Below are 19,189 nucleotides of genomic sequence, written 5' to 3'. Positions count from 1 at the left end.
CCGATGACCGCTACCGCGGAGACCCCATGAACGTACTCCTCGATTATCTGCCCGAGTTCCGGGACGGATTCCTCGGAACCCTGGCGATCACCGCGTCCAGCGCCCTGCTCGCGCTGGTACTCGGCGTGCTCATAGCCGGGTTCCGGGTCTCTCCGATTCCGCCGCTGCGCGCCTTCGGGACGGCCTGGGTCACGGTGCTGCGCAACACACCGCTGACGCTGCTCTTCCTCGTCGCCTTCTTCGTCGTACCGCAGGTCCTCTTCCAGGGCGCGAGCCCGTACGTGCTGGCCACGCTGGCACTCGGCTTCTACACCTCCTCCTTCGTGTGCGAGGCGGTGCGGTCCGGCATCAACACCGTGCCGCTGGGACAGGCGGAGGCCGCGCGCAGCCTCGGTATGACGTTCACCCAGACACTGGGCCAGATCGTCCTCCCGCAGGCCACCCGGACCGTACTGCCCCCGCTGAGCAGCATCTTCATCGCGCTGACGAAGAACTCCGCGATCGCCGGAGCGTTCGGCTACGGCGAGCTGTTCAACGTCTCCAAGCTGCTCAACGACAAGGGATACGCGATCGCCTGGATCTTCCTGTGGACCGCGCTCGCCTACCTCATCATCACCTTCGCCCTCAGCGCCCTCTTCCGGCTGCTGGAGCGCCGTATGGCGGTCGCCCGATGAACGGACGCGAGGGGCGGATCAGCACGACGTGGGTGCCACGCGCAGGCGGGGCGGAACAAAGCGAGGTAAGGGCATGAGCGGCGCCAGCGTTCTCTACGACGTACCAGGACCGAAGGCGAAGGCACGTAACCTCGTCTACAGCGTTGTCGGCTCGCTCGCGGTGCTGGGGCTGATCGCCTTCGTGGTGATGCGGCTGAACACCGAGGGCCAGCTCGCGCCCGAGGTGTGGAACATCTTCAACAACGCCGGTGTGCGGACCAACATCCGCGACGGTGTGCTGACGACGCTTCAGGTCTTCGCGGTCGCGGCCGTGCTGTCGCTGCTGCTGGGCGTGCTGCTCGCGGTGGCGCGGCTCTCGGACCACAAGCCGGTCCGCTGGCTGGCGACCGGGTTCATCGAGCTCTTCCGCGCCGTTCCGCTGCTGATCACCATCTACGCGCTGTGGGTGATCCTGCTGACCAACCGGGAGGCCATCGGTCTGACCGGGGACCAGCCGCAGTTCTGGGCACTGGTCATCGGACTGACGGTCTACAACGGCTCGGTGCAGGCCGAGGTGCTGCGGGCCGGCATCAACTCCGTGCCCACGGGGCAGCGGGAGGCCGCGTACGCCCTGGGCATGAGCAAGACGCAGGTCATGACGACCGTGCTGATCCCGCAGGCCGTGCGGGCCATGCTGCCCACGATCATCAGCCAGCTCGTGGTCACCCTGAAGGACACCTCCCTCGGCTACATCATCACCTTCGAGGAACTGCTCTTCACCGCCCGCCAGATGAGCACCAACATCATCGTCAACGGCAATGACACCTACGTGCCGTTCATCATCGTCATCGGCACCATCTACGTCGCGATGTGCCTGGCGCTGTCCGCCCTCGCCAACTGGATCGAGCGGCGCGGCCGGCGGGCCAAGACGGGCATCGGTGTCGCCACGGCCGGCGAGCCGGTCACGGCCGCCGACGCGATGGAGGCCGCCGACGCGACGCCCGACGGAGCGGCCGGCACGAAGGACTGACGGCACAGCAGGCCGCCCCGCGGCCGATATCGATCCGTCCGGAGGCGGTGGCACCCTCGCCACCGCCTCCGTCACTTGACGCGAGCGGTCGCAGTGGGTTGCATACGCTGTGTGATCACGCACCGGGCTCCAACTGCCAGTTCCCGCATGTCCCGTACGTACCAGCGGCCCCGGGGAGCTGCGCCGTGGACCCGGTGATCGTCGTCGGGGCCGGCCCGGTCGGCCTCTCCCTCTCGCTCGCCCTCGCCCGCCTCGGCGTCCCCACCGTCGTCCTCGACGAGACCACCGGCCAGGAGGAAACCCGGCCCGCCCGCACCGTCGTGCTCCGCCCGGACACCGCCGCCTTCGTCGCCCGGCTCGGCTGCGCCGACACCCTGGAGAGTGCCGGCACCCACTGGACGGCCTGGCGCACCATGCGCCGCCGGCGCCTGCGGGAACGCGTCGCCTTCGCCCCGCGGACCCCGGACGGCGCGGCCACCCCCGCCACCGCGTCCCCGGTCCACCTCCCGCAGCACGCGCTCACCCGCGCCCTGCGCACCGCACTCGCCCACGAGAAGCTCGCCGAGGTCGTCACCGGCAGCCGGCTGGCCGATCTCGAACAGGACGAGCACGGCATCAGCGCCCACACCCGCGGCCCCAACGGGACGTGGTGGCGCGGGAGTTACCTCATCGGCTGCGACGGCCCCCGGTCGACCGTCCGCAAGCTGCTGGATGTCCGCTTCCCGGGCCGTACGGCCGTCGAACGGCATGCGGTGGCCGCGCTGCGCTGCGAGCTCCCCTGGCCCGGCGAGGCCCTGCTGCACCGCTCTCCGCCCCGGCAGGGCGGCGGACCGGGCAGCGAGGTCTCCGCCCGCCCGCTGGCCGGCCATGTCTGGCGGCTGGACTGGCTGCTGCCGCCCGGGCGTGAACTCGTCACACCGGACGCCCTGGTCGCCCGGATCCGCGACTCGCTGGCCGGCTGGACCAGCGAGTCCCCGGCGGGCCCGGCCGACGAGACCGGCACGGAGGGCGACGGCGCGCTCCCCCGGGGACGCGGCCACGGCCGGCTGGTCCCGCCCTACGAACTCCTCGACACGGGTGTGCACACCGTCCACCACCGGCTGGCCCGGGACTGGCGGCAGGGCCGCGCCTTCCTTGCCGGGGACGCCGCCCATCTGCTGGGCGCGCTCGGTACCCAGGGCCTGGACGAGGGGCTGCGGGACGCCGAGAACCTCGCCTGGAAGCTGGGGCTGGCCTGGCATCACGGTGCGTCCGACGTGCTGCTCGACAGCTACCAGGCCGAGCGCCGGGGCGCGGTCGCGGCCCGGCTGCGCGCGGCGGACCAGGCGCTGCCGCTGCTGCGGGACGGCCGCGCGGTCCGCTGGCGGACGGTCCTTCCGGGCGCGGCGCGCGGCCGCAGCACCCTGCTGACCGACGGCCACCTGGGCCGCGGCCCGCTCGGCGCACCACCGGTCTATGCCCGCACCCCGCTGGCGCCGCCCGACGGGCAGAGCGGCGGCCTCCTCGTCGAGACGCCGCCCGGCGCACCGGTCACGGATGTGGCGGTGACCGCGTCGGACGGCGCGGTGGTACGGCTGCGCGACCGGCTCGGGCGTGGGCTGCTGGTGGTGCTGGTGGCCCCCGGCACCGGCGTCTGGGACCGTCGGCACTGGCAGTCGGCGGGCCTGATGCCCCAGCTGGCCGACGCGGTCGACGCACTGCCGATGGACGCCGAGGTCCTGGTCACCGAGGCCTACCCGGGCGCGGCCGCGCACACCGTGCTGCTCGTGCGGCCGGACGGCCATCTGGTCACCGCGCTGTCCGGCGTCCGTCCGGCCGAGATGGCGGCGTGCGCGAACGCGGTGCGGGGCGGGGCACACGGGCCGGTGACCGGGTCCGGCCGGGCCCGGCGGTCCGGGGACGCGGCGGCGTCCGGGGGCGGCGAGGCCGGAGAGGAGGAGGCTTCCACGGTTGACCCTGTGGGAAGCTCCATGCTTCACTCCGAGAGTGACTGATCACAGCTCGCGATTCTGGCGGAGGGTCCATCTCGACCTGGTCCGCTATGCGGGCTGCATGTGTCGTCCGTCCTGTTGATCCGCATCTCCTTCCCCGCGCGGCCGCCCGCCCCTGTCCGGCAGCCGCGCCTCTTCGCGATCACTCAGGACGGTTTCCGTGCCCGACGTAGACACCCCTGCGCGCCCGCCTGCCACCGGCCATGACGGCGGGCCCAGCGCCTCCGAACTCCTCGACTTCGCCCGCCGGGCCGCCACCGACCCGGCCCTCGTCGCCTCACTCCCCCTCGACCCCGAAGGCCGCACCTGGATCCGGCTGGACGGACCGGGCGGCAGTGAGGCCTGGCTGATCGGCTGGCCGCCCGGCACCGGCACCGGCTGGCACGACCACGGCGGCTCGCGCGGCGCCTTCGCGGCGGCCGCGGGTGAGCTGACGGAACAGTCGCTCGCCGCCGCACTGCCCACCGAGGGCTGGAAGACCCTGGAACTCGCCGACGGCGTGGACCGGGAGCGCCGGCTCAGCGACGGGCGCGGCCGGGCGTTCGGCCCGCACCATGTGCACCAGGTGCTCAACCTCTCCGCGGACACCCATGCGGTGTCGGTGCACGCCTACTACCCGCCGCTGCCGCTGATGCGCCGCTACAGCCGCACCGGGCCGGTGCTGCGGCTCGAAGCGGTCGAGCAGCCGGAGGAGTGGGCATGAGCGCGATCGACGCGCTGCTGGCGCAGGCCCGGCGCGAGCTGGGGCACCGGGTGGACCCCCAGGAGGCCGCCGCCGTCCAGGAGGCGGGCGGGCTGCTGGTGGACATCCGCTATGCGGAGCTGCGGGATCGCGACGGCACCATCCCCGGCGCGCTGATCGTCGAGCGCAACGAGCTGGAATGGCGGCTCGACCCGACGGGCGACCACCGCGCCGCGGAAGCGACACATCACGACCTCCCGGTCGTGGTCATCTGCAACGAGGGCTACGCCTCGACCCTTGCCGCGCTCTCCCTGCGCCAGTTGGGACTGCACCGGGCAACCGACCTGGCGGGCGGGTTCCAGGCTTGGCGGGGGGCTGGGTTGGCGGTTGAGCTTGGGAGTTGAGCTTGGGGGTGGGGGCTGAGGTTGTGGGGTGACGGTGGGGCTGCCCGGCCTCTGCGCCCGCACCCGCACCCGGCCCCGGCACCCGGCACCCGCGGCAAGGACGTTGTCGTTGTCCTCGCCGCCGCCCCTCATGCATCCGGCAGATAGTGCTCCTCCAGGAGATCCGGGTCCTCGCCTTCCTCCTCCAACGCCTGTTTGACGACGCGGAGGGCGAGGCCCTCCGGGTACCCCTTGCGGGCCAGCATTCCGGCCAGTCGGCGAAGGCGCTTTTCGCGGTCCAGGCCTCTGCTGGCGCGCAGTTTGCGATCGACCAACTCGCGGGCGGTGGACTCCTCCTGCTCGGAGTCGAGGCGGCCGACGGCCACCTCGATGACGGCGGAGTCCACCCCCTTGGTGCGTAGTTCACGGGCCAGGGCACGGCGGGCCAGGCCGCGCCCGTGGTGGCGGGACTCCACCCAGGCGTCGGCGAAGGCCGCGTCGTCGATCAGGCCGACGTCCTCGAAGCGGGACAGCACCTCTTCCGCGGCCTCCTCGGGGATGCCCCGTTGGCGCAGGGCGTCCTCGAGCTGCTTGCGCGTACGCGGATTCCCGGTGAGCAGGCGCAGGCAGATGGCCCGCGCCTGCTCCTCGGGCGTACGCGGTGGCCCCGACTCGGCCCTCGACGAGGAGGGGCCACCGCTGTCCTCACGGCCACGACGGCCCCTGCGGCCGCTACGGGTCTCGGCGTCGCCGGCAGCGCTGTGGGTCTCGTCCTCGCTGCCCGGCCATTCCGTTCGCCGCGTCATGGCGGGCTAGCTCTTGGCCGCGGCGGCCTTGGAACCCTTGGCGCCCTTGACCGCCGGTGCCGGAGCCGCGGCAGCCGGTTCGGCCGCCGCCACCGCGGCGTCCGCGCCGGGCTCCACCGCCGGGTCCTGCGGCTTCACACCGATGCCGAGCTTCTCCTTGATCTTCTTTTCGATCTCGTTGGCGAGATCCGGGTTGTCCTTGAGGAAGTTGCGGGCGTTCTCCTTGCCCTGGCCGAGCTGGTCGCCTTCGTAGGTGTACCAAGCACCGGACTTGCGGATGAAGCCGTGCTCCACGCCCATGTCGATCAGGCCGCCCTCGCGGCTGATGCCCTGGCCGTAGAGGATGTCGAACTCGGCCTGCTTGAAGGGCGGGGAGACCTTGTTCTTGACGACCTTGACGCGGGTGCGGTTGCCGACCGCGTCCGTGCCGTCCTTGAGGGTTTCGATGCGGCGGATGTCGAGGCGCACCGAGGCGTAGAACTTCAGCGCACGGCCACCGGTCGTGGTCTCCGGCGAGCCGAACATCACGCCGATCTTCTCGCGGAGCTGGTTGATGAAGATCGCGGTGGTCTTGGACTGGTTGAGCGCGCTGGTGATCTTGCGCAGTGCCTGGCTCATCAGCCGGGCCTGGAGGCCGACGTGGGAGTCGCCCATCTCGCCCTCGATCTCGGCCCGCGGCACCAGGGCGGCGACGGAGTCGATCACGATGAGGTCGAGCGCGCCGGAGCGGACCAGCATGTCCGTGATCTCCAGCGCCTGCTCGCCGTTGTCCGGCTGGGACAGGATCAGGGAGTCGGTGTCCACGCCGAGCTTCTTGGCGTACTCCGGGTCGAGGGCGTGCTCGGCGTCGATGAACGCGACGGAGCCGCCGGCCTTCTGGGCGTTCGCGACGGCGTGCAGGGTCAGGGTCGTCTTACCGGAGGACTCCGGGCCGTAGACCTCGATGACGCGGCCGCGGGGGAGGCCGCCGACGCCGAGCGCGACGTCGAGGGCGGTGGAGCCGGTGGGGATGACCTCGATGGGCTCCTTCGACCGCTCCCCCATGCGCATCACGGCGCCCTTGCCGAATTGCCGTTCAATCTGTGCGAGTGCGGCGTCCAGCGCCTTCTCGCGGTCAGTGCCTGCCATGGGTTCCACCCGATTTGCTTGAGTCGATCGCTTCACGTCCATGACGCTAACGCCTGCCACTGACAATGCGCCCGGACCCGGCTGCGGCCTGTGGATAACTCCGCGAAAAGCCCGAGAACAGAGGCCGGATCTCCCATGAGAATGGATGTTCGATTTTGGTGTCAAGCGGCATCACCCGTACGTCGCCGACGGGGAGCGCCGTCCCGTGCCGTCAAAGGTTGACCGTTGTCGTGGCCTCTCGGCAGGGGGCCGTGAACGCCGTCGCCCGGCCCCGCCGTGGCGGGAGGGAAGACAGAGGTCAGGCGTTCATGTCACATCCTGCCGAGCTGGGCCGTCATGGGGGTGCAAGCATCAAAAACGCAGAGGAGATCACCATGAATGCCCGTTTGGACGCCTTCAGCAGCCCGACCGTGGGCAAGGTCTTCAAGCACATCATCGCGGCGGGCAAGGTGCTCGAGGACTCGACGCTGCCGCTCGCGACGCAGGAGCTGGTGAGGCTCCGCGCCAGTCAGATCAACGGGTGCGGCTTCTGCACCGACATGCACAGCAAGGACGCCGCCGCGGCCGGGGAGACCTCGGTACGCCTCCACCTGGTCGCGGCGTGGCGGGAGGCCACGGTCTTCACCGAGGCCGAACGGGCCGCGCTGGAGCTGACGGAGCAGGGCACCCGCATCGCGGATGCGGCCGGCGGGGTCACGGACGAGGCCTGGGCGAACGCCGCCAAGCACTACGACGAGGAGCAGCTGGCCGCCCTGGTGTGCGCGATCGCCCTCATCAACGCCTTCAACCGGGCGAACGTCATCATCCAGCAGCCCGCCGGCGACTACCGGCCCGGCCAGTTCGCCTGATCCGGAGAGCCTGGCCCAGCCGGACTGCCGCCGCCCTCGCGGCTGTGCCATGGCGACGCCCCGGGACCCCTCTCCGGGTCCCGGGGCGTCGCCATGGTCCGCCCCGTACGAACGCCGCCCTGCCCTCCGGTGGTGCGCCCCTCCGTCAGCGGACCTCCTCGCCCTCCGCCTGGGTGCCGTCCGCCTTCCGGTCCTCCAGAGGAGCCGACGGCTGCACGTCGTGCAGGTTCCGCCGCATACGGGCCAGGGCCCTGACGCCGCGCCCGCGCCTGCCGTGCACCCGCAGGTCGTCGGTGACCTCGTACCGCTTCACGTACGCGCCGAGGAAGGCCTGCAGTGTCGCCGTCGCCGGGATCGCGATCAGCGCGCCCACCGCGCCCATCAGGGCCGTCCCGGCGACGACCGAGCCGAAGGCGACGGCGGGATGGATGTCCACCGTCTTGGCGGTGATCCGCGGCTGGAGGACGTAGTTCTCGAACTGCTGGTAGATCACCACGAAGCCGAAGACCCACAGGGCGTACCAGGGGTCGACGGTGAACGCGATCAGGATGGGCAGGGCGCCCGCGAGATAGGTCCCTATGGTCGGGATGAACTGGGAGACCAGGCCCACCCATATGCCCAGTGCCGGGGCGTACGGCACTCCCAGGACCTCCAGCAGCACATAGTGCGCGATACCGGAGATCAGCGCCATCAGTCCGCGCGAGTAGAGATACCCGCCGGTCTTGGCGACCGCGATCTCCCAGGCGCGCAGCACCTCCGTCTGGCGGTGCGGCGGCAGCACCGAGCACAGCGTGCGCCGCAGCCGGGGGCCGTCGGCGGCGAAGTAGAAGGAGAACAGGGCCACCGTCAGAAGGTTGAACAGGCTGCCCAGCACCGTCGCCGAGACGGCCAGCACATTGTTGGCGCTGTCCGTGACGTACTTCTGCAGCCAGTCCGACTTGAGCAGGTTGTTCTGCACCTCGACCCGTGAGAGATGGGTGTGCAGGGTGTTGTTGACCCAGCTGATCACGGAGTCCAGGTACTGCGGGAACTCCTCGACCATGTTGGTTATCTGGCCGGCGAGCATGGAGCCCAGGAGTGCGAAGAATCCGGCCGCGACGCCGAGGATGCCCACGAAGACCAGACCGGTGGCCAGGCCGCGCCGCATGCCCCGGGCGGCCATCCAGTCGACGGCCGGTTCGACGGCCAGCGCGAGGAAGAACGCGATCAGCACGTTCAGCAGCAGGTTGATCAGCTGGTGGAATCCCCAGGTGGCGAGCTGGAAGCAGGCCACCAGGGCGAGCGCGAGCACCATGGCGCGCGGCAGCCAGCGCGGCATCCGCGCATCGGTCCGGTCCTCGGAGCGTGGGACGTCGTTGCTGGTGATCTCATCTGACTCGGGCACGGAGCCAAGTGTCGCGTACGGTCATGACACTCCCGGTCCGGGGCCGTGCCCCGAGCGGCGATTCCCGGCCATCGCGCCCTCTTCCGCCCAGGTCAGAGCCCTGCGACAGCACCGTTCATCGTTTGTCGGACGGCACATCCATGACCGAGCAGACCACCCGCCACACCTCTTTGGCGCTCCACCCCGCGTCCAGTGCCTCGTGCACGGTCCGGCCGCCGAGGCCGGACATCACATGATCGCGCGCGAAGGAGTCGGCATACGCCGCACCGAAGTGATCCGCCATCCGCTGCCAGAAGACCGTCAACCGCATGCCTTCAGTATCCCGCCCTGGGAGGGCAGCGGTCGCGAGCCGGTGCCACCGGGGGGAAACCGCCCTACGGTCAGCCCATGGCCGAAAACGTAAGCTCACCTTCGACTCCTCTGGCGCGTGCCGAGCGATTCGTCTGGCTGACCGCCCGGGTGCTCGAGCAGCGGCTCTTCGAGTACCACTTCCTCGGCGGCGGGGCCGACCCCGTGGAGACCGCGCTCGCCGCGTACCGCAATGACGACGACGGCTTCGGCCACGCGCTGGAGCCCGATCTCCGTGGCCCGGTCAGCCAGCCGCTGCACACCGCGCACGCCCTGAAGGTCCTCGATCTGATCGGGCGGTGCGACGGCCGCCAGGTGGAGCGGATCTGCCGCTATCTGACGAAGATCTCCACCCCGGAGGGCGCGCTGCCAGCGCTGCACCCTTCGCTGCGCGGCTATCCGGCCGCGCCCTGGATCCCGGTGGTCGACGATCCGCCGAGCGCGCTGCTGGCCACCGGTCCCGTGGTGGGCGTCCTGCACCGTAACGAGGTGTGGCACGCCTGGCTGTTCCGGGCCACGGACTACTGCTGGGCGACCGTGGAGTCGATGGAGGAGACCCACCCGTACGAGGTCGAGGCGGCGGTGGCCTTCCTGGACGGCGCCCCGGACCGGCCGCGGGCCGCCGCGGCGGCGCAGCGGCTCGGCCGGCTGGTACGGGACCGGCGTCTGGTGCTGCTGGACCCGGACCAGGCCGCGGACGTCCCGGTGGCGCCGGGGTACGCCCCGGGGGAACACCACCTGGCGTACGACTTCGCGCCCGCGCCCGGCTCACTGGCCCGCGACTGGTTCACCGACGAGGAGATGGAGCGGGCGCTGGACCACCTCGTCGCACTCCAGGAGGAGGACGGCGGCTGGCCGGTCAACTGGCGGGTGTGGGCACCGGGGACGGCCCTGGAGAGCCGCCCCATGGTGACGCTCAGGGCGCTGCTGACCCTCCGGGCGTACGGGCGTCCCCTCTAGCGCTCACCCTCCCAGGGCCCGCACCCCTGCCGTGACCGCCACGGCGACGCCGACGACCAGGAGGAACGGCGCCCGCAGGACGAGGGCGACGGTCGCGGCGGCCACCCCCGCGGCCTTGGCGTCGAGCATCAGGTGGCTGCCGTCGCTGAAGGTCTGCTGGGCGGTGAGCGCGGCCAGCAGGGCCACCGGCAGCAGCGCGGCCAGCCGCTTGACGAGCGGGCGCTCCAGAACGCCGGCGGGCGCCGCCAGGCCGAGGTACTTGACCAGGTAGCAGCCGACGGCGGTGACGGCGATCGCGATCCAGACGCTCATGCCCGGTCCTCCTCTGTGGCGGTGCGGCTGTCGGGGGCCCCGTCCGGGCGCGCGGGCGGCGCGGCGGGGCCGGCCGGGACGGCGCCCGGCTCCTGCGCCGTGCCGGCCTCCTTCGCCCGCTCCCGGCGCCCCTGGACGACGAGGACGGCGGGTGCGGCGAGTGCCGAGATCAGCACCGGTACACCGGTGGGCAGCAGCGGCAGCGTCACCATGACCAGCACCACGGCGAGACCGGCCGCGACCCGTTCCACGGTGTCCTTGAGCATCGGCGCCAGCAGCGCCAGGAAGACCGCGGGGCCGGCCGCGTCCAGTCCCCAGGCCTCGGTGTCGCCGAGCGCCTCGGCACCCAGGGCACCGACGAGGGTGGTGAGGTTCCACAGGACGTAGAGGGTCAGCCCGGTGACGGTGAAGCCCAGACGGGCGGTGCGCCGGTCGGGCTGGGCCAGGGTGACGGCCGAGGTTTCGTCGATGACCCAGTGGGCGGCGAAGGGTTTGACCGTGGACCGGTACCCGAGGACGGCGGACAGCCGCAGCCCGTAGAAGGCGTTGCGGGCGCCCAGGAAGAACGCGCCGGCCGCGGCGGTGAGCGGGTTGCCGCCCGCCGCCAGCGCGCCGACCAGGGCGAACTGTGAGGCACCGGTGAACACCAGCAGGCTGAGCGCGCAGGTCTGCAGGAGGCTGAGCCCGACGCCGGCCGACGTCACACCGAAGGCGAATCCGGAAAGGCCGACGGCGACGCCGACGCCGAGTGCGTCCCTGATGACGGCGGCGTCGGATGTCGCGGGCGGTGCCGGCGGCGGTGGCGCGGCCCGCTCCGTGGTGCGTATCTCTGTCTGTTCTGGCACGTCCCGGACCCTAGGGTCCGGCGACCTCGCACGTCTTGTACGTTCTTGCGCCCGGGGCACGCACCGCCGCACGGCGCTCACAGGGCCCGTCCCCCTCCCGTACCGCCCGCCCCTAGGCCGAGCGCTCCCTCCGGTACGCGCCGGGCGGTACGCCGACGATCCGGGTGAAGTGCCGGTTCAGATGCGGCTGGTCGGTGAAGCCCACGGCGACGGCCGTATCGGCGGGCGTGTGGCCCGCCTCCAGGAGCCTGCGGGCCCGGCGCACCCGGGCGTCGGTGAGCCAGGTGTGCGGCGGCATGCCGTACGCGCCCTTGAAGGCCCGCAGCAGCGCGAACGGGCCGGTACCGAGTTCCTGCGCCAGCCTCTCCAGGGAGGGCGGGTCGGCCATCCGCTCCTCCAGGACGGCCCGGGCGCGGGCGGCGGTCCGGGCTCCCGCGGTGCGAGGCGTACGCGCCGGGAGCGGGCCTCCGTAGCGGCGCAGCAGCCGGGCCACGGCGATCCGCAGCAGACTGTCGGCGGCCAGCGCGTTGCCGGTCTCGGCGGCCCGGTGGATCTCGGTGATCACGCCGGCGAGCTGCGGGTCCTCGGCGACCGTCCGGTCGAACCCCGCGGTGCCGCGCAGGGCCGTGGTCTCCTCGGCGATCTCCGCGACGACCTCGTAGGACGGGTAGAGCGTGGCGTAGGCCCAGCCCTCGGGCACGCCCGCCCGGGCGGTGTGCGCGACCTCCGGGTTGAGCATGATGACGCCGCCGTGGCCCGCCCGGACGGTGCCCTCCCGGAGCCCGACCTCCTCGATGCCGGCCGTCACCGCGCACACGACATAGCCGTCGTGCGCGTGACGGGGGAAGGAGTGCCGGACGTAGCGGGCACGCAGCAGGTCGAGGCCGGGCAGCCCGTCGTAGCGCCAGTGGCGCGCCCACTCACCGCGCGCCCGCGGCACGGCGGCCGCACCGGGCCCGCCGCCGGCCGCCTGCTCCCCGCTGACCATGACCATGCCGCCATTGTGCGTCCGCCGGGTGGCCGCCGACCTGCGCGTCCGCAGCGTGGACGGCCGGGGAGGGCCCGGCCGTCGCGGCGTGCGGGACCGCGTTGTCAGTGGTCCGGTGCACGATGGGGAACATGGCCAAGGCAGCGCTCGACTCGTTCTCCGCCGCGACCCGCGGCTGGTTCGCCGGGGCGTTCAGCGCGCCCACGGCCGCGCAGGAAGGCGCCTGGCGGGCGATCGGCGCGGGCTCCGACGTCCTCGTGGTGGCGCCGACGGGCTCCGGCAAGACGCTCGCCGCCTTCCTCGCGTCGCTGGACGCGCTGGCGAGCACCCCGCCGCCCGCCGAGCCGAAGAAGCGCTGCCGGGTGTTGTACGTCTCCCCGCTGAAGGCACTGGCCGTCGACGTCGAGCGCAATCTGCGCAGTCCGCTGACGGGCATCCGCCAGGAGTCGGTCCGCCTCGGGCTGCCGGAGCCGGACATCACGGTCGGCATCCGCTCCGGGGACACCCCGCCCGCCGAGCGCCGGTCGATCGCCAACCGCCCGCCGGACATCCTCATCACGACCCCCGAGTCCCTGTTCCTGATGCTGACGTCCTCGGCCCGGGAGGCGCTGGCGGGCGTCGAGACGGTGATCCTGGACGAGGTCCATGCCGTCGCCGGCACGAAGCGCGGGGCGCATCTGGCGCTGTCCCTGGAGCGGCTGGACGAGCTGCTGGACCGCCCGGCCAGACGGATCGGGCTGTCGGCGACGGTCCGCCCGGTGGAGGAGGTGGCCCGCTATCTGTCGCCGCGGCGCCGGGTGGAGATCGTCCAGCCGCCGTCCGGGAAGCGCTTCGATCTCTCGGTGGTCGTCCCGGTGGAGGACATGGGCGAGCTGGGCGGCTCGCCCGTCCAGGAGGGCGACACCGGTGAGAAGCCGTCCATCTGGCCGCAGGTCGAGGAGAAGATCGCCGATCTCGTCCAGGCCCATCGCTCCACGATCGTCTTCGCCAACTCCCGCCGTCTGGCGGAGCGGCTGTGCAACCGCCTCAACGAGATCGCCTACGAGCGGACCACGGGTGAGGCGTTGCCCGAGCACCATTCCCCCGCGGAGCTGATGGCCGAGGCCGGTGCCGCCAAGGGCGCGCCGGCGCTGCTGGCCCGCGCCCACCACGGCTCGGTGTCGAAGGAACAACGCGCCCAGGTGGAGGAGGACCTGAAAGCGGGCCGGCTGCCGGCCGTGGTCGCCACCTCCAGTCTGGAGCTGGGCATCGACATGGGCGCGGTCGATCTGGTCGTCCAGGTGGAGTCGCCGCCTTCGGTCGCCTCCGGGCTGCAGCGCGTCGGCCGGGCCGGGCATCAGGTCGGCGCGGTCTCGACGGGCATCGTCTTCCCCAAGTACCGCGGCGATCTGGTGCAGGCCGCCGTGGTCACCGAGCGGATGCGCTCCGGCGCCATCGAGGCGCTGCGGGTGCCGGCCAATCCGCTGGACGTCCTCGCCCAGCAGCTCGTCGCCATGACCGCGATGGACACCTGGGACGTCGAGGAGCTGCTGGCCCTGGTCCGGCGGGCCGCCCCGTTCGCCTCCCTTCCCGAGTCGGCGTTCACGGCCGTGCTGGACATGCTCGCCGGCCGCTACCCCTCCGACGCCTTCGCCGAGCTGCGGCCGCGCCTGGTGTGGGACCGCGTCGCGCACACCGTCACGGGCCGCCCCGGGGCCCAGCGGCTGGCCGTCACCTCCGGCGGCACCATCCCCGACCGCGGCCTGTTCGGGGTGTTCCTGGCGGGCGGCGACTCCGGGAAGGGCGGGGGCGGGCGACGGGTGGGGGAACTCGACGAGGAGATGGTCTACGAGTCCCGCGTCGGCGATGTCTTCACGCTCGGCACGACGTCCTGGCGCATCGAGGACATCACCCGTGACCGGGTGCTGGTCACCCCCGCCCCCGGGGTGCCGGGGCGGCTGCCCTTCTGGAAGGGCGACCAGCTGGGCCGCCCCCTGGAACTGGGCCGCGCGCTCGGCGCGTTCCTCCGCGAGATCGGCTCGCTCGCGCCGGAGGACGCCGGGGCCCGGCTGTCCGCCGCCGGGCTGGACGACTGGGCGGTGTCCAATGTGATGGGCTATCTCGCCGAGCAGAAGCAGGCCTGCGGCCATGTCCCCGATGACCGCACGATCGTCGTGGAGCGGTTCCGCGACGAGCTCGGCGACTGGCGGGTGGTCATCCACTCCCCGTTCGGTGCGCAGGTCCACGCCCCCTGGGCGCTGGCCCTCGGCGCCCGTCTCGCCGAGCGCTACGGCATGGACGCCCAGGTGATGCACGCCGACGACGGCATCGTGCTGCGGCTGCCCGACGCCGATCTGATGGGCCTCGATCTCCTCGACGGCGACGGCGGCTTCGACCCGTCCGCCGGCCCGCTCGGCCGCGGCACGGAGTACGACCCCGAGCAGTCCCCCGTGGGGGCCGCCGATGTCGCCTTCGACCAGGGCGAGGTCGACCAGCTCGTCACGGACCAGGTCGGCGGCTCCGCGCTGTTCGCCTCCCGGTTCCGGGAATGCGCCGCCCGTGCCCTGCTGCTGCCGCGGCGCAGCCCCGGCAAGCGCACCCCGCTGTGGCAGCAGCGCCAGCGGGCCGCCCAACTCCTCCAGGTGGCGAGCGAGTTCGGGTCCTTCCCGATCGTGCTGGAAGCCGTCCGCGAATGCCTCCAGGACGTCTTCGACGTCCCGGGTCTGGCGGAGCTGATGGGGGACCTCGAAGCCCGCCGGGTCCGCCTGGTGGAGGTCACCACCCCCGAGCCGTCCCCGTTCGCCCGCTCGCTGCTCTTCGGCTATGTCGCCCAGTTCCTGTACGAGGGCGACTCCCCCCTCGCCGAGCGCCGCGCCGCCGCGCTCTCCCTGGACTCCCGGCTGCTCGCCGAGCTGCTCGGCCAGGCAGAGCTGCGTGAGCTGCTGGACGCCGAGGTGCTGGCCGAGCTGGAGCGTGAGCTGCAGTGGCTGACGGAGGACCGGCGCGTCAAGGACGTCGAGGGCGTCGCCGACGTCCTGCGGCTGCTGGGGCCGCTGACCGACGCCGAGCTGGCCGAGCGCGGTGCGGACCCGGCATGGCCCCGGGAGCTGGCCGCCACCCGCCGCGCCCTCTCCGTGCGGATCGCCGGCGCCGACCACTGGGCCGCCGTCGAGGACGCCGGCCGGCTCCGTGACGCGCTGGGCACGGCACTGCCGGTCGGTGTCCCGGAGTCGTTCACCGAACCGGTCAAGGACCCCCTCGGCGATCTGCTGTCCCGCTACGCCCGCACCCACGGCCCGTTCACCTCCGAGCAGGCCGCCGCCCGCTTCGGCCTCGGCACGGCCGTCACCGACGGGGCGCTGCAGCGTCTCGCCGCCGCCGGCCGGGTCGTCCAGGGCGAGTTCCACCCCGCGGGCATCGGCCAGGAGTGGTGTGACGCCCAGGTGCTGCGCAGACTGCGCCGCCGCTCCCTCGCCGCACTGCGCGAGGAGCTGGAGCCCGTGCCGCCCGCCGCGCTCGCCGCCTTCCTCCCCCAGTGGCAGCACGTCAGCGCACCGCGCCCGGCACCGGCTGCCGGCGGGATGCCGGCACCGCTCGGCGGCGCCTCGCACAGCCTGCGCGGCATCGACGGCCTGGTGCGCGCCATCGAGCAGCTCCAGGGCGCTCCGGTGCCCGCCTCCGCCCTGGAAAAGCTGGTGCTGCCGTCCCGCGTCGGCGGCTACACCCCCGCCCTGCTGGACGAGCTCACCGCCACCGGTGAGGTGCTGTGGGCCGGCGCCGGTGCGCTCCCCGGCAAGGACGGCTGGCTCTCCCTCCATCTCGCCGACTCCGCCCCGCTGCTGCTCCCGCCGCCGCTCCCGCTGGAACTGACCGCGCTGCACGAGTCGTTGCTGACCGCCCTCGCCCCCGGATACGGCCTGTTCTTCCGCCAGCTCGCCGACCAGGTCCGCGCCACCACCCACCCGGACGCCACCGATCCGCAACTGGCCGACGCGCTGTGGGACCTGGCCTGGTCGGGCCGGCTGACCAACGACACCCTCGCCCCGCTGCGCGCCCTCCTCGGCTCGGGCCGTACGGCCGGTTCGACCGCCCACCGCGCCCGCCGCGCCGTCCCCCGGGGCCGGTACGGCTCCCTCACCGCTGCCGCGGGCCGCGGCGGCCGGCCCACCGCCTCCCGCTCCGGTCCGCCGACGGTGGGTGGCCGCTGGTCGCTCCTGCCCACCGCCGAGCCGGACCCCACCCACCGCGCGCATGCCCTGGCCCGTGCGCTCCTGGACCGGCACGGCATCGTCACCCGGGGCGCGGTCGCCGCCGAGGGGGTCGAGGGCGGGTTCTCCGCCGCATACCGGGTGCTGGCCGCCTTCGAGGAGTCCGGTCAGGCCCGTCGCGGCTATGTGGTGGAGGGGCTGGGCGCCGCCCAGTTCGCGATGGACGGCGCGGTGGACCGGCTGCGCGCGGTCAGCACCCAGCGGGAGCGCACCGCCGGTGACGCACTGCCGGACAGCGGCCCGGCGCAGTCCCGGCGCGGCGGCCCGCAGCGCGCCGTCGTCCTCGCCGCCGCCGACCCCGCCAATGCCTATGGCGCCGCCCTGCCCTGGCCCGAGCCGCCCGAGGGCTCGACGCACAAGCCCGGCCGCAAGGCGGGCTCCCTGGTCGTCCTCGTCGACGGTGAGCTGACGCTCTACATGGAGCGCGGCGGCAAGACCCTGCTCCTCTGGCCGCTCGGCCACGAACCTGACCGGGCCGCCATGGACCCGCGCCTCCAGCTCGCCGTCGAGGCACTCACGGATGCCGCCCGCGCGGGCGCCCTGGGCACCATCACCACCGAACGCATCAACGGCACCGCGGCCCTCACCTCCCCCTTCGCCGCCATCCTGGAGACCGCCGGCTTCCACCCGACCCCACGGGGGCTGCGCCTGCGCGGGTGACCGCAACGACGCCCTGCCCTGCCCTGCCCAGGCCCGGCTCCCGGCTCCCGGCTCCCGGCTCCCGGCTCCCGGCTCCCGGCTCCCGGCTCCCGGCTCCCGGCTCCCGGCTCCCGGCTCCCGGCATGATGGTGGCATGCCCGAAGGTGACACCGTCTGGCGCTTGGCCCAGCGGCTCCACGACGCGCTGACCGGTGGTCCGCTGACCCGCTGCGATCTGCGCGTCCCCCAGCTGGCGACGGTGGATCTGACCGGCCGCGGGGTGCTGGACGTCCTCCCCCGCGGCAAGCACCTGCTCACCCGCTTCGAGGGCGGTCTCACCCTCCACTCCCATCTGCGGATGGACGGCGCATGGAAGATCTACGCCCCGGCCGAGCGCTGGCGCGGCGGCCCCGCCCACCAGATCCGGGCGATCCTCGGCACCGCGGACCACACCGCCGTCGGCTACCGCCTCCCCGTGCTCGATCTACTGCGCACCGCCGACGAGTCCCGGGTCGTCGGCCATCTGGGACCCGATCTCCTCGGCCCGGACTGGGACCCCGCCGAAGCCCTGCGCCGGCTGCTCGCCACCCCGGAGCGCCCCCTCGGCGAGGCCCTGCTCGACCAGCGCAATCTCGCCGGGATCGGCAATGTCTACAAATCCGAGCTGTGCTTCCTGCTGGGCGCCTCGCCCTGGCTCCCGCTGAGCGCGCTGCCCCGGCCGGAACGTGTGCCCACGCTCGCCAAGAAGCTCCTCGAAGCCAATAAGCGACGCCCCGCCCGTATCACCACGCCCAGCGCCCGCCCCGACCGACGGCTGTGGGTCTACGGCCGGGCCGGCCGCCCGTGTCTGCGCTGCGGCACCGAGGTCCGCACCGCTGACCAGGACCCCACCGCCGAGGAACGCGTCACCTACTGGTGTCCCGCCTGCCAGCCGGACCCACCGGACGGCCACCGCGCCGGCTGACCCGAAGCACCTCCCGCACACCAATTGACGCCCCGTCAGATCTCTCCCTACCCTCGCACCATGCCTCTCCCGGCGTACGACCTCACGGGCCGCACCGCGCTCGTCACCGGCGCGGCGAGCGGTATCGGCCGCGCCACCGCCACCCTCCTCGCCACGGCCGGAGCCACCGTCCACTGCGCCGACCTCGACGAACAGGGCGCGAAGGCGACCGCCGCGGCCATCACCGCGGCAGAGGGCTCCGCACACGCCCATCGGCTCGATGTCACCCGGCGCGACCAGGTCGCCGCCGTCGTCGACGCCGCCCGCAGTACCACCGGCCGCCTCGACGTGATGGCGAACATCGCCGGAATCATGCACTCCGCCCCCGTCCTGGAGACCGAGGACGCGGATCTGGACCGGGTCTGGAACACCAACTTCAAAGGCGTGCTGTACGGCTGCCAGGAGGCCGCACGCGCCATGATCGCCACCGCCACCCCGGGCTCCCTCGTGAACATGGCCTCCGGCGCGATCGACACCGGCGCCCCGGGGCTGCTCTCCTACGGCGCCGCCAAGGCCGCCGTCGTCCAGCTCACCAAGACCCTGGCCACCGAGGTCGGCCGGCACGGCATCCGCGTCAACGCCGTCGCCCCGGGCTGGATCCGTACGGCGATGACCGACCGCCACACCGCGGAGGCTCAGCAGCAGGCGGAAGGGCCGATGATCCGGATGTCACCGCTGGGGCGGGTGGGAGAGCCGGAGGACGTCGCCCACACCGTGCTGCATCTGGTGTCGGACGCCTCGTCCTTCATGACCGGCCAGGTCCTCCGCCCGAACGGTGGCGTCGCCATGCCCTGGTGAGCGCCTTCCGGCCCGCCCGGACCCGCAGGCCCGCCCGTGCCATGGCGCGAGGAGAGTTCCCGTAGTCCCGCCTCGCCCGCGGAACGCAGTGCACCGGCAGCAGACTGAGCCCCCAGCCACCCAGCATCACGGCCCCTTCGACCA

Annotated in this window: 18 protein-coding genes; 11 read left to right on the top strand and 7 right to left on the bottom strand. The window is 73.0% G+C overall.

Annotated features, from left to right (window positions below; genetic code table 11):
- Positions 1 to 26: 26 nt before the first annotated feature.
- The 6 genes from NUT86_RS29915 (at position 27) to NUT86_RS29895 (ending at position 4,760) form a co-directional block, all read left to right on the top strand.
- Complete coding sequence (locus NUT86_RS29915; RefSeq protein ID WP_018092923.1) at positions 27 to 674, top strand: amino acid ABC transporter permease; 648 nt, start codon at positions 27 to 29, stop codon at positions 672 to 674.
- A 73-nt stretch (positions 675 to 747) separates the two neighbouring features.
- Positions 748 to 1,683 (top strand): amino acid ABC transporter permease, encoded by a 936-nt coding sequence (locus NUT86_RS29910; RefSeq protein WP_018092924.1) that lies wholly within the window; start codon positions 748 to 750, stop codon positions 1,681 to 1,683.
- A gap of 185 nt (positions 1,684 to 1,868) precedes the next feature.
- Entirely contained in the window at positions 1,869 to 3,677 is a 1,809-nt protein-coding gene (locus NUT86_RS29905; RefSeq protein ID WP_274738438.1) for an FAD-dependent monooxygenase, read from the top strand.
- Complete coding sequence (locus tag NUT86_RS40500) at positions 3,670 to 3,756, top strand: putative leader peptide (protein WP_311044721.1); 87 nt, start codon at positions 3,670 to 3,672, stop codon at positions 3,754 to 3,756. Before NUT86_RS29905 ends, NUT86_RS40500 begins: the two co-directional genes overlap by 8 nt.
- Before the next feature lie 78 nt (positions 3,757 to 3,834).
- Positions 3,835 to 4,377, top strand: a complete 543-nt coding sequence (locus NUT86_RS29900) for a cysteine dioxygenase (RefSeq protein WP_018092926.1) — start codon at positions 3,835 to 3,837, stop codon at positions 4,375 to 4,377.
- Positions 4,374 to 4,760: a rhodanese-like domain-containing protein gene (locus tag NUT86_RS29895; protein ID WP_274738437.1), complete on the top strand. Its 387-nt coding sequence runs from the start codon at positions 4,374 to 4,376 to the stop codon at positions 4,758 to 4,760. The genes NUT86_RS29900 and NUT86_RS29895 overlap by 4 nt, the downstream gene beginning before the upstream one ends.
- Before the next feature lie 128 nt (positions 4,761 to 4,888).
- Here the strand turns inward: NUT86_RS29895 and recX are convergent, their stop codons facing one another.
- The gene (gene recX, locus NUT86_RS29890; RefSeq protein WP_018092928.1) at positions 4,889 to 5,545 is read right to left on the bottom strand and encodes a recombination regulator RecX; all 657 of its coding nucleotides are present in this window, start codon (positions 5,543 to 5,545) and stop codon (positions 4,889 to 4,891) included.
- 6 nt (positions 5,546 to 5,551) lie between these two features.
- Positions 5,552 to 6,673, bottom strand: a complete 1,122-nt coding sequence (gene recA, locus NUT86_RS29885) for a recombinase RecA (RefSeq protein WP_159485858.1) — start codon at positions 6,671 to 6,673, stop codon at positions 5,552 to 5,554.
- Between the two features lie 374 nt (positions 6,674 to 7,047).
- Here recA and NUT86_RS29880 point away from each other — a divergent pair, with 374 nt between their 5' ends.
- The gene (locus NUT86_RS29880; RefSeq protein ID WP_159485860.1) at positions 7,048 to 7,521 is read left to right on the top strand and encodes a carboxymuconolactone decarboxylase family protein; all 474 of its coding nucleotides are present in this window, start codon (positions 7,048 to 7,050) and stop codon (positions 7,519 to 7,521) included.
- Positions 7,522 to 7,666: 145 nt separating this feature from the next.
- On the opposite strand, the gene NUT86_RS29875 is transcribed toward NUT86_RS29880, so the two are convergent.
- Both NUT86_RS29875 and NUT86_RS29870 read right to left on the bottom strand, forming a co-directional pair.
- A complete protein-coding gene (locus NUT86_RS29875) occupies positions 7,667 to 8,905 on the bottom strand; it encodes an AI-2E family transporter (protein ID WP_018092931.1) in 1,239 nt (412 codons plus the stop codon).
- 115 nt (positions 8,906 to 9,020) lie between these two features.
- On the bottom strand, positions 9,021 to 9,215 hold the full coding sequence (locus NUT86_RS29870; protein WP_018092932.1) for a DUF3046 domain-containing protein: 195 nt from the start codon (positions 9,213 to 9,215) through the stop codon (positions 9,021 to 9,023).
- Between the two features lie 77 nt (positions 9,216 to 9,292).
- On the opposite strand from NUT86_RS29870, the gene NUT86_RS29865 reads away from it, so the two are divergent.
- Positions 9,293 to 10,213 (top strand): hypothetical protein, encoded by a 921-nt coding sequence (locus NUT86_RS29865; protein ID WP_159485862.1) that lies wholly within the window; start codon positions 9,293 to 9,295, stop codon positions 10,211 to 10,213.
- Positions 10,214 to 10,216: 3 nt separating this feature from the next.
- On the opposite strand, the gene NUT86_RS29860 is transcribed toward NUT86_RS29865, so the two are convergent.
- The 3 genes from NUT86_RS29860 to NUT86_RS29850 all read right to left on the bottom strand — a co-directional run bounded on the left by NUT86_RS29860 (position 10,217) and on the right by NUT86_RS29850 (position 12,364).
- The gene (locus tag NUT86_RS29860; RefSeq protein WP_274738436.1) at positions 10,217 to 10,525 is read right to left on the bottom strand and encodes an AzlD domain-containing protein; all 309 of its coding nucleotides are present in this window, start codon (positions 10,523 to 10,525) and stop codon (positions 10,217 to 10,219) included.
- On the bottom strand, positions 10,522 to 11,370 hold the full coding sequence (locus NUT86_RS29855) for an AzlC family ABC transporter permease (protein WP_159485864.1): 849 nt from the start codon (positions 11,368 to 11,370) through the stop codon (positions 10,522 to 10,524). The genes NUT86_RS29860 and NUT86_RS29855 overlap by 4 nt, the downstream gene beginning before the upstream one ends.
- A gap of 112 nt (positions 11,371 to 11,482) precedes the next feature.
- The gene (locus tag NUT86_RS29850; RefSeq protein WP_274738435.1) at positions 11,483 to 12,364 is read right to left on the bottom strand and encodes an AraC family transcriptional regulator; all 882 of its coding nucleotides are present in this window, start codon (positions 12,362 to 12,364) and stop codon (positions 11,483 to 11,485) included.
- 125 nt (positions 12,365 to 12,489) lie between these two features.
- Here NUT86_RS29850 and NUT86_RS29845 point away from each other — a divergent pair, with 125 nt between their 5' ends.
- The 3 genes from NUT86_RS29845 to NUT86_RS29835 all read left to right on the top strand — a co-directional run bounded on the left by NUT86_RS29845 (position 12,490) and on the right by NUT86_RS29835 (position 19,045).
- Positions 12,490 to 17,265, top strand: a complete 4,776-nt coding sequence (locus NUT86_RS29845; RefSeq protein WP_274738434.1) for an Lhr family helicase — start codon at positions 12,490 to 12,492, stop codon at positions 17,263 to 17,265.
- Between the two features lie 133 nt (positions 17,266 to 17,398).
- Positions 17,399 to 18,208, top strand: a complete 810-nt coding sequence (locus tag NUT86_RS29840) for an Fpg/Nei family DNA glycosylase (RefSeq protein ID WP_274738433.1) — start codon at positions 17,399 to 17,401, stop codon at positions 18,206 to 18,208.
- Positions 18,209 to 18,268: 60 nt separating this feature from the next.
- Entirely contained in the window at positions 18,269 to 19,045 is a 777-nt protein-coding gene (locus tag NUT86_RS29835) for an SDR family NAD(P)-dependent oxidoreductase (RefSeq protein ID WP_274738432.1), read from the top strand.
- Positions 19,046 to 19,189 lie beyond the last annotated feature (144 nt).

Origin of the sequence: Streptomyces sp. G7(2002) (genome assembly GCF_028870195.1) — a bacterium.
Classification (GTDB): Bacteria; Actinomycetota; Actinomycetes; order Streptomycetales; family Streptomycetaceae; genus Streptomyces; species Streptomyces nigrescens.
The sequence above is the reverse complement of the archived record's forward strand: the minus strand, read 5'-3'. Positions and strand labels throughout refer to the sequence as shown.

Bases quoted from the DNA above. Each gene is read 5' to 3' on its own strand.
- recX (WP_018092928.1), bottom strand. From the start codon at position 5,545: ATGACGCGGCGAACGGAATGGCCGGGCAGCGAGGACGAGACCCACAGC.
- NUT86_RS29850 (WP_274738435.1), bottom strand. From the start codon at position 12,364: ATGGTCATGGTCAGCGGGGAGCAGGCGGCCGGCGGCGGGCCCGGTGCG.
- NUT86_RS29840 (WP_274738433.1), top strand. From the start codon at position 17,399: ATGCCCGAAGGTGACACCGTCTGGCGCTTGGCCCAGCGGCTCCACGAC.
- NUT86_RS29870 (WP_018092932.1), bottom strand. From the start codon at position 9,215: ATGCGGTTGACGGTCTTCTGGCAGCGGATGGCGGATCACTTCGGTGCG.
- NUT86_RS29895 (WP_274738437.1), top strand. From the start codon at position 4,374: ATGAGCGCGATCGACGCGCTGCTGGCGCAGGCCCGGCGCGAGCTGGGG.
- NUT86_RS29835 (WP_274738432.1), top strand. From the start codon at position 18,269: ATGCCTCTCCCGGCGTACGACCTCACGGGCCGCACCGCGCTCGTCACC.
- NUT86_RS29910 (WP_018092924.1), top strand. From the start codon at position 748: ATGAGCGGCGCCAGCGTTCTCTACGACGTACCAGGACCGAAGGCGAAG.
- NUT86_RS29865 (WP_159485862.1), top strand. From the start codon at position 9,293: ATGGCCGAAAACGTAAGCTCACCTTCGACTCCTCTGGCGCGTGCCGAG.
- recA (WP_159485858.1), bottom strand. From the start codon at position 6,673: ATGGCAGGCACTGACCGCGAGAAGGCGCTGGACGCCGCACTCGCACAG.
- NUT86_RS29880 (WP_159485860.1), top strand. From the start codon at position 7,048: ATGAATGCCCGTTTGGACGCCTTCAGCAGCCCGACCGTGGGCAAGGTC.
- NUT86_RS29915 (WP_018092923.1), top strand. From the start codon at position 27: ATGAACGTACTCCTCGATTATCTGCCCGAGTTCCGGGACGGATTCCTC.
- NUT86_RS29860 (WP_274738436.1), bottom strand. From the start codon at position 10,525: ATGAGCGTCTGGATCGCGATCGCCGTCACCGCCGTCGGCTGCTACCTG.
- NUT86_RS29845 (WP_274738434.1), top strand. From the start codon at position 12,490: ATGGCCAAGGCAGCGCTCGACTCGTTCTCCGCCGCGACCCGCGGCTGG.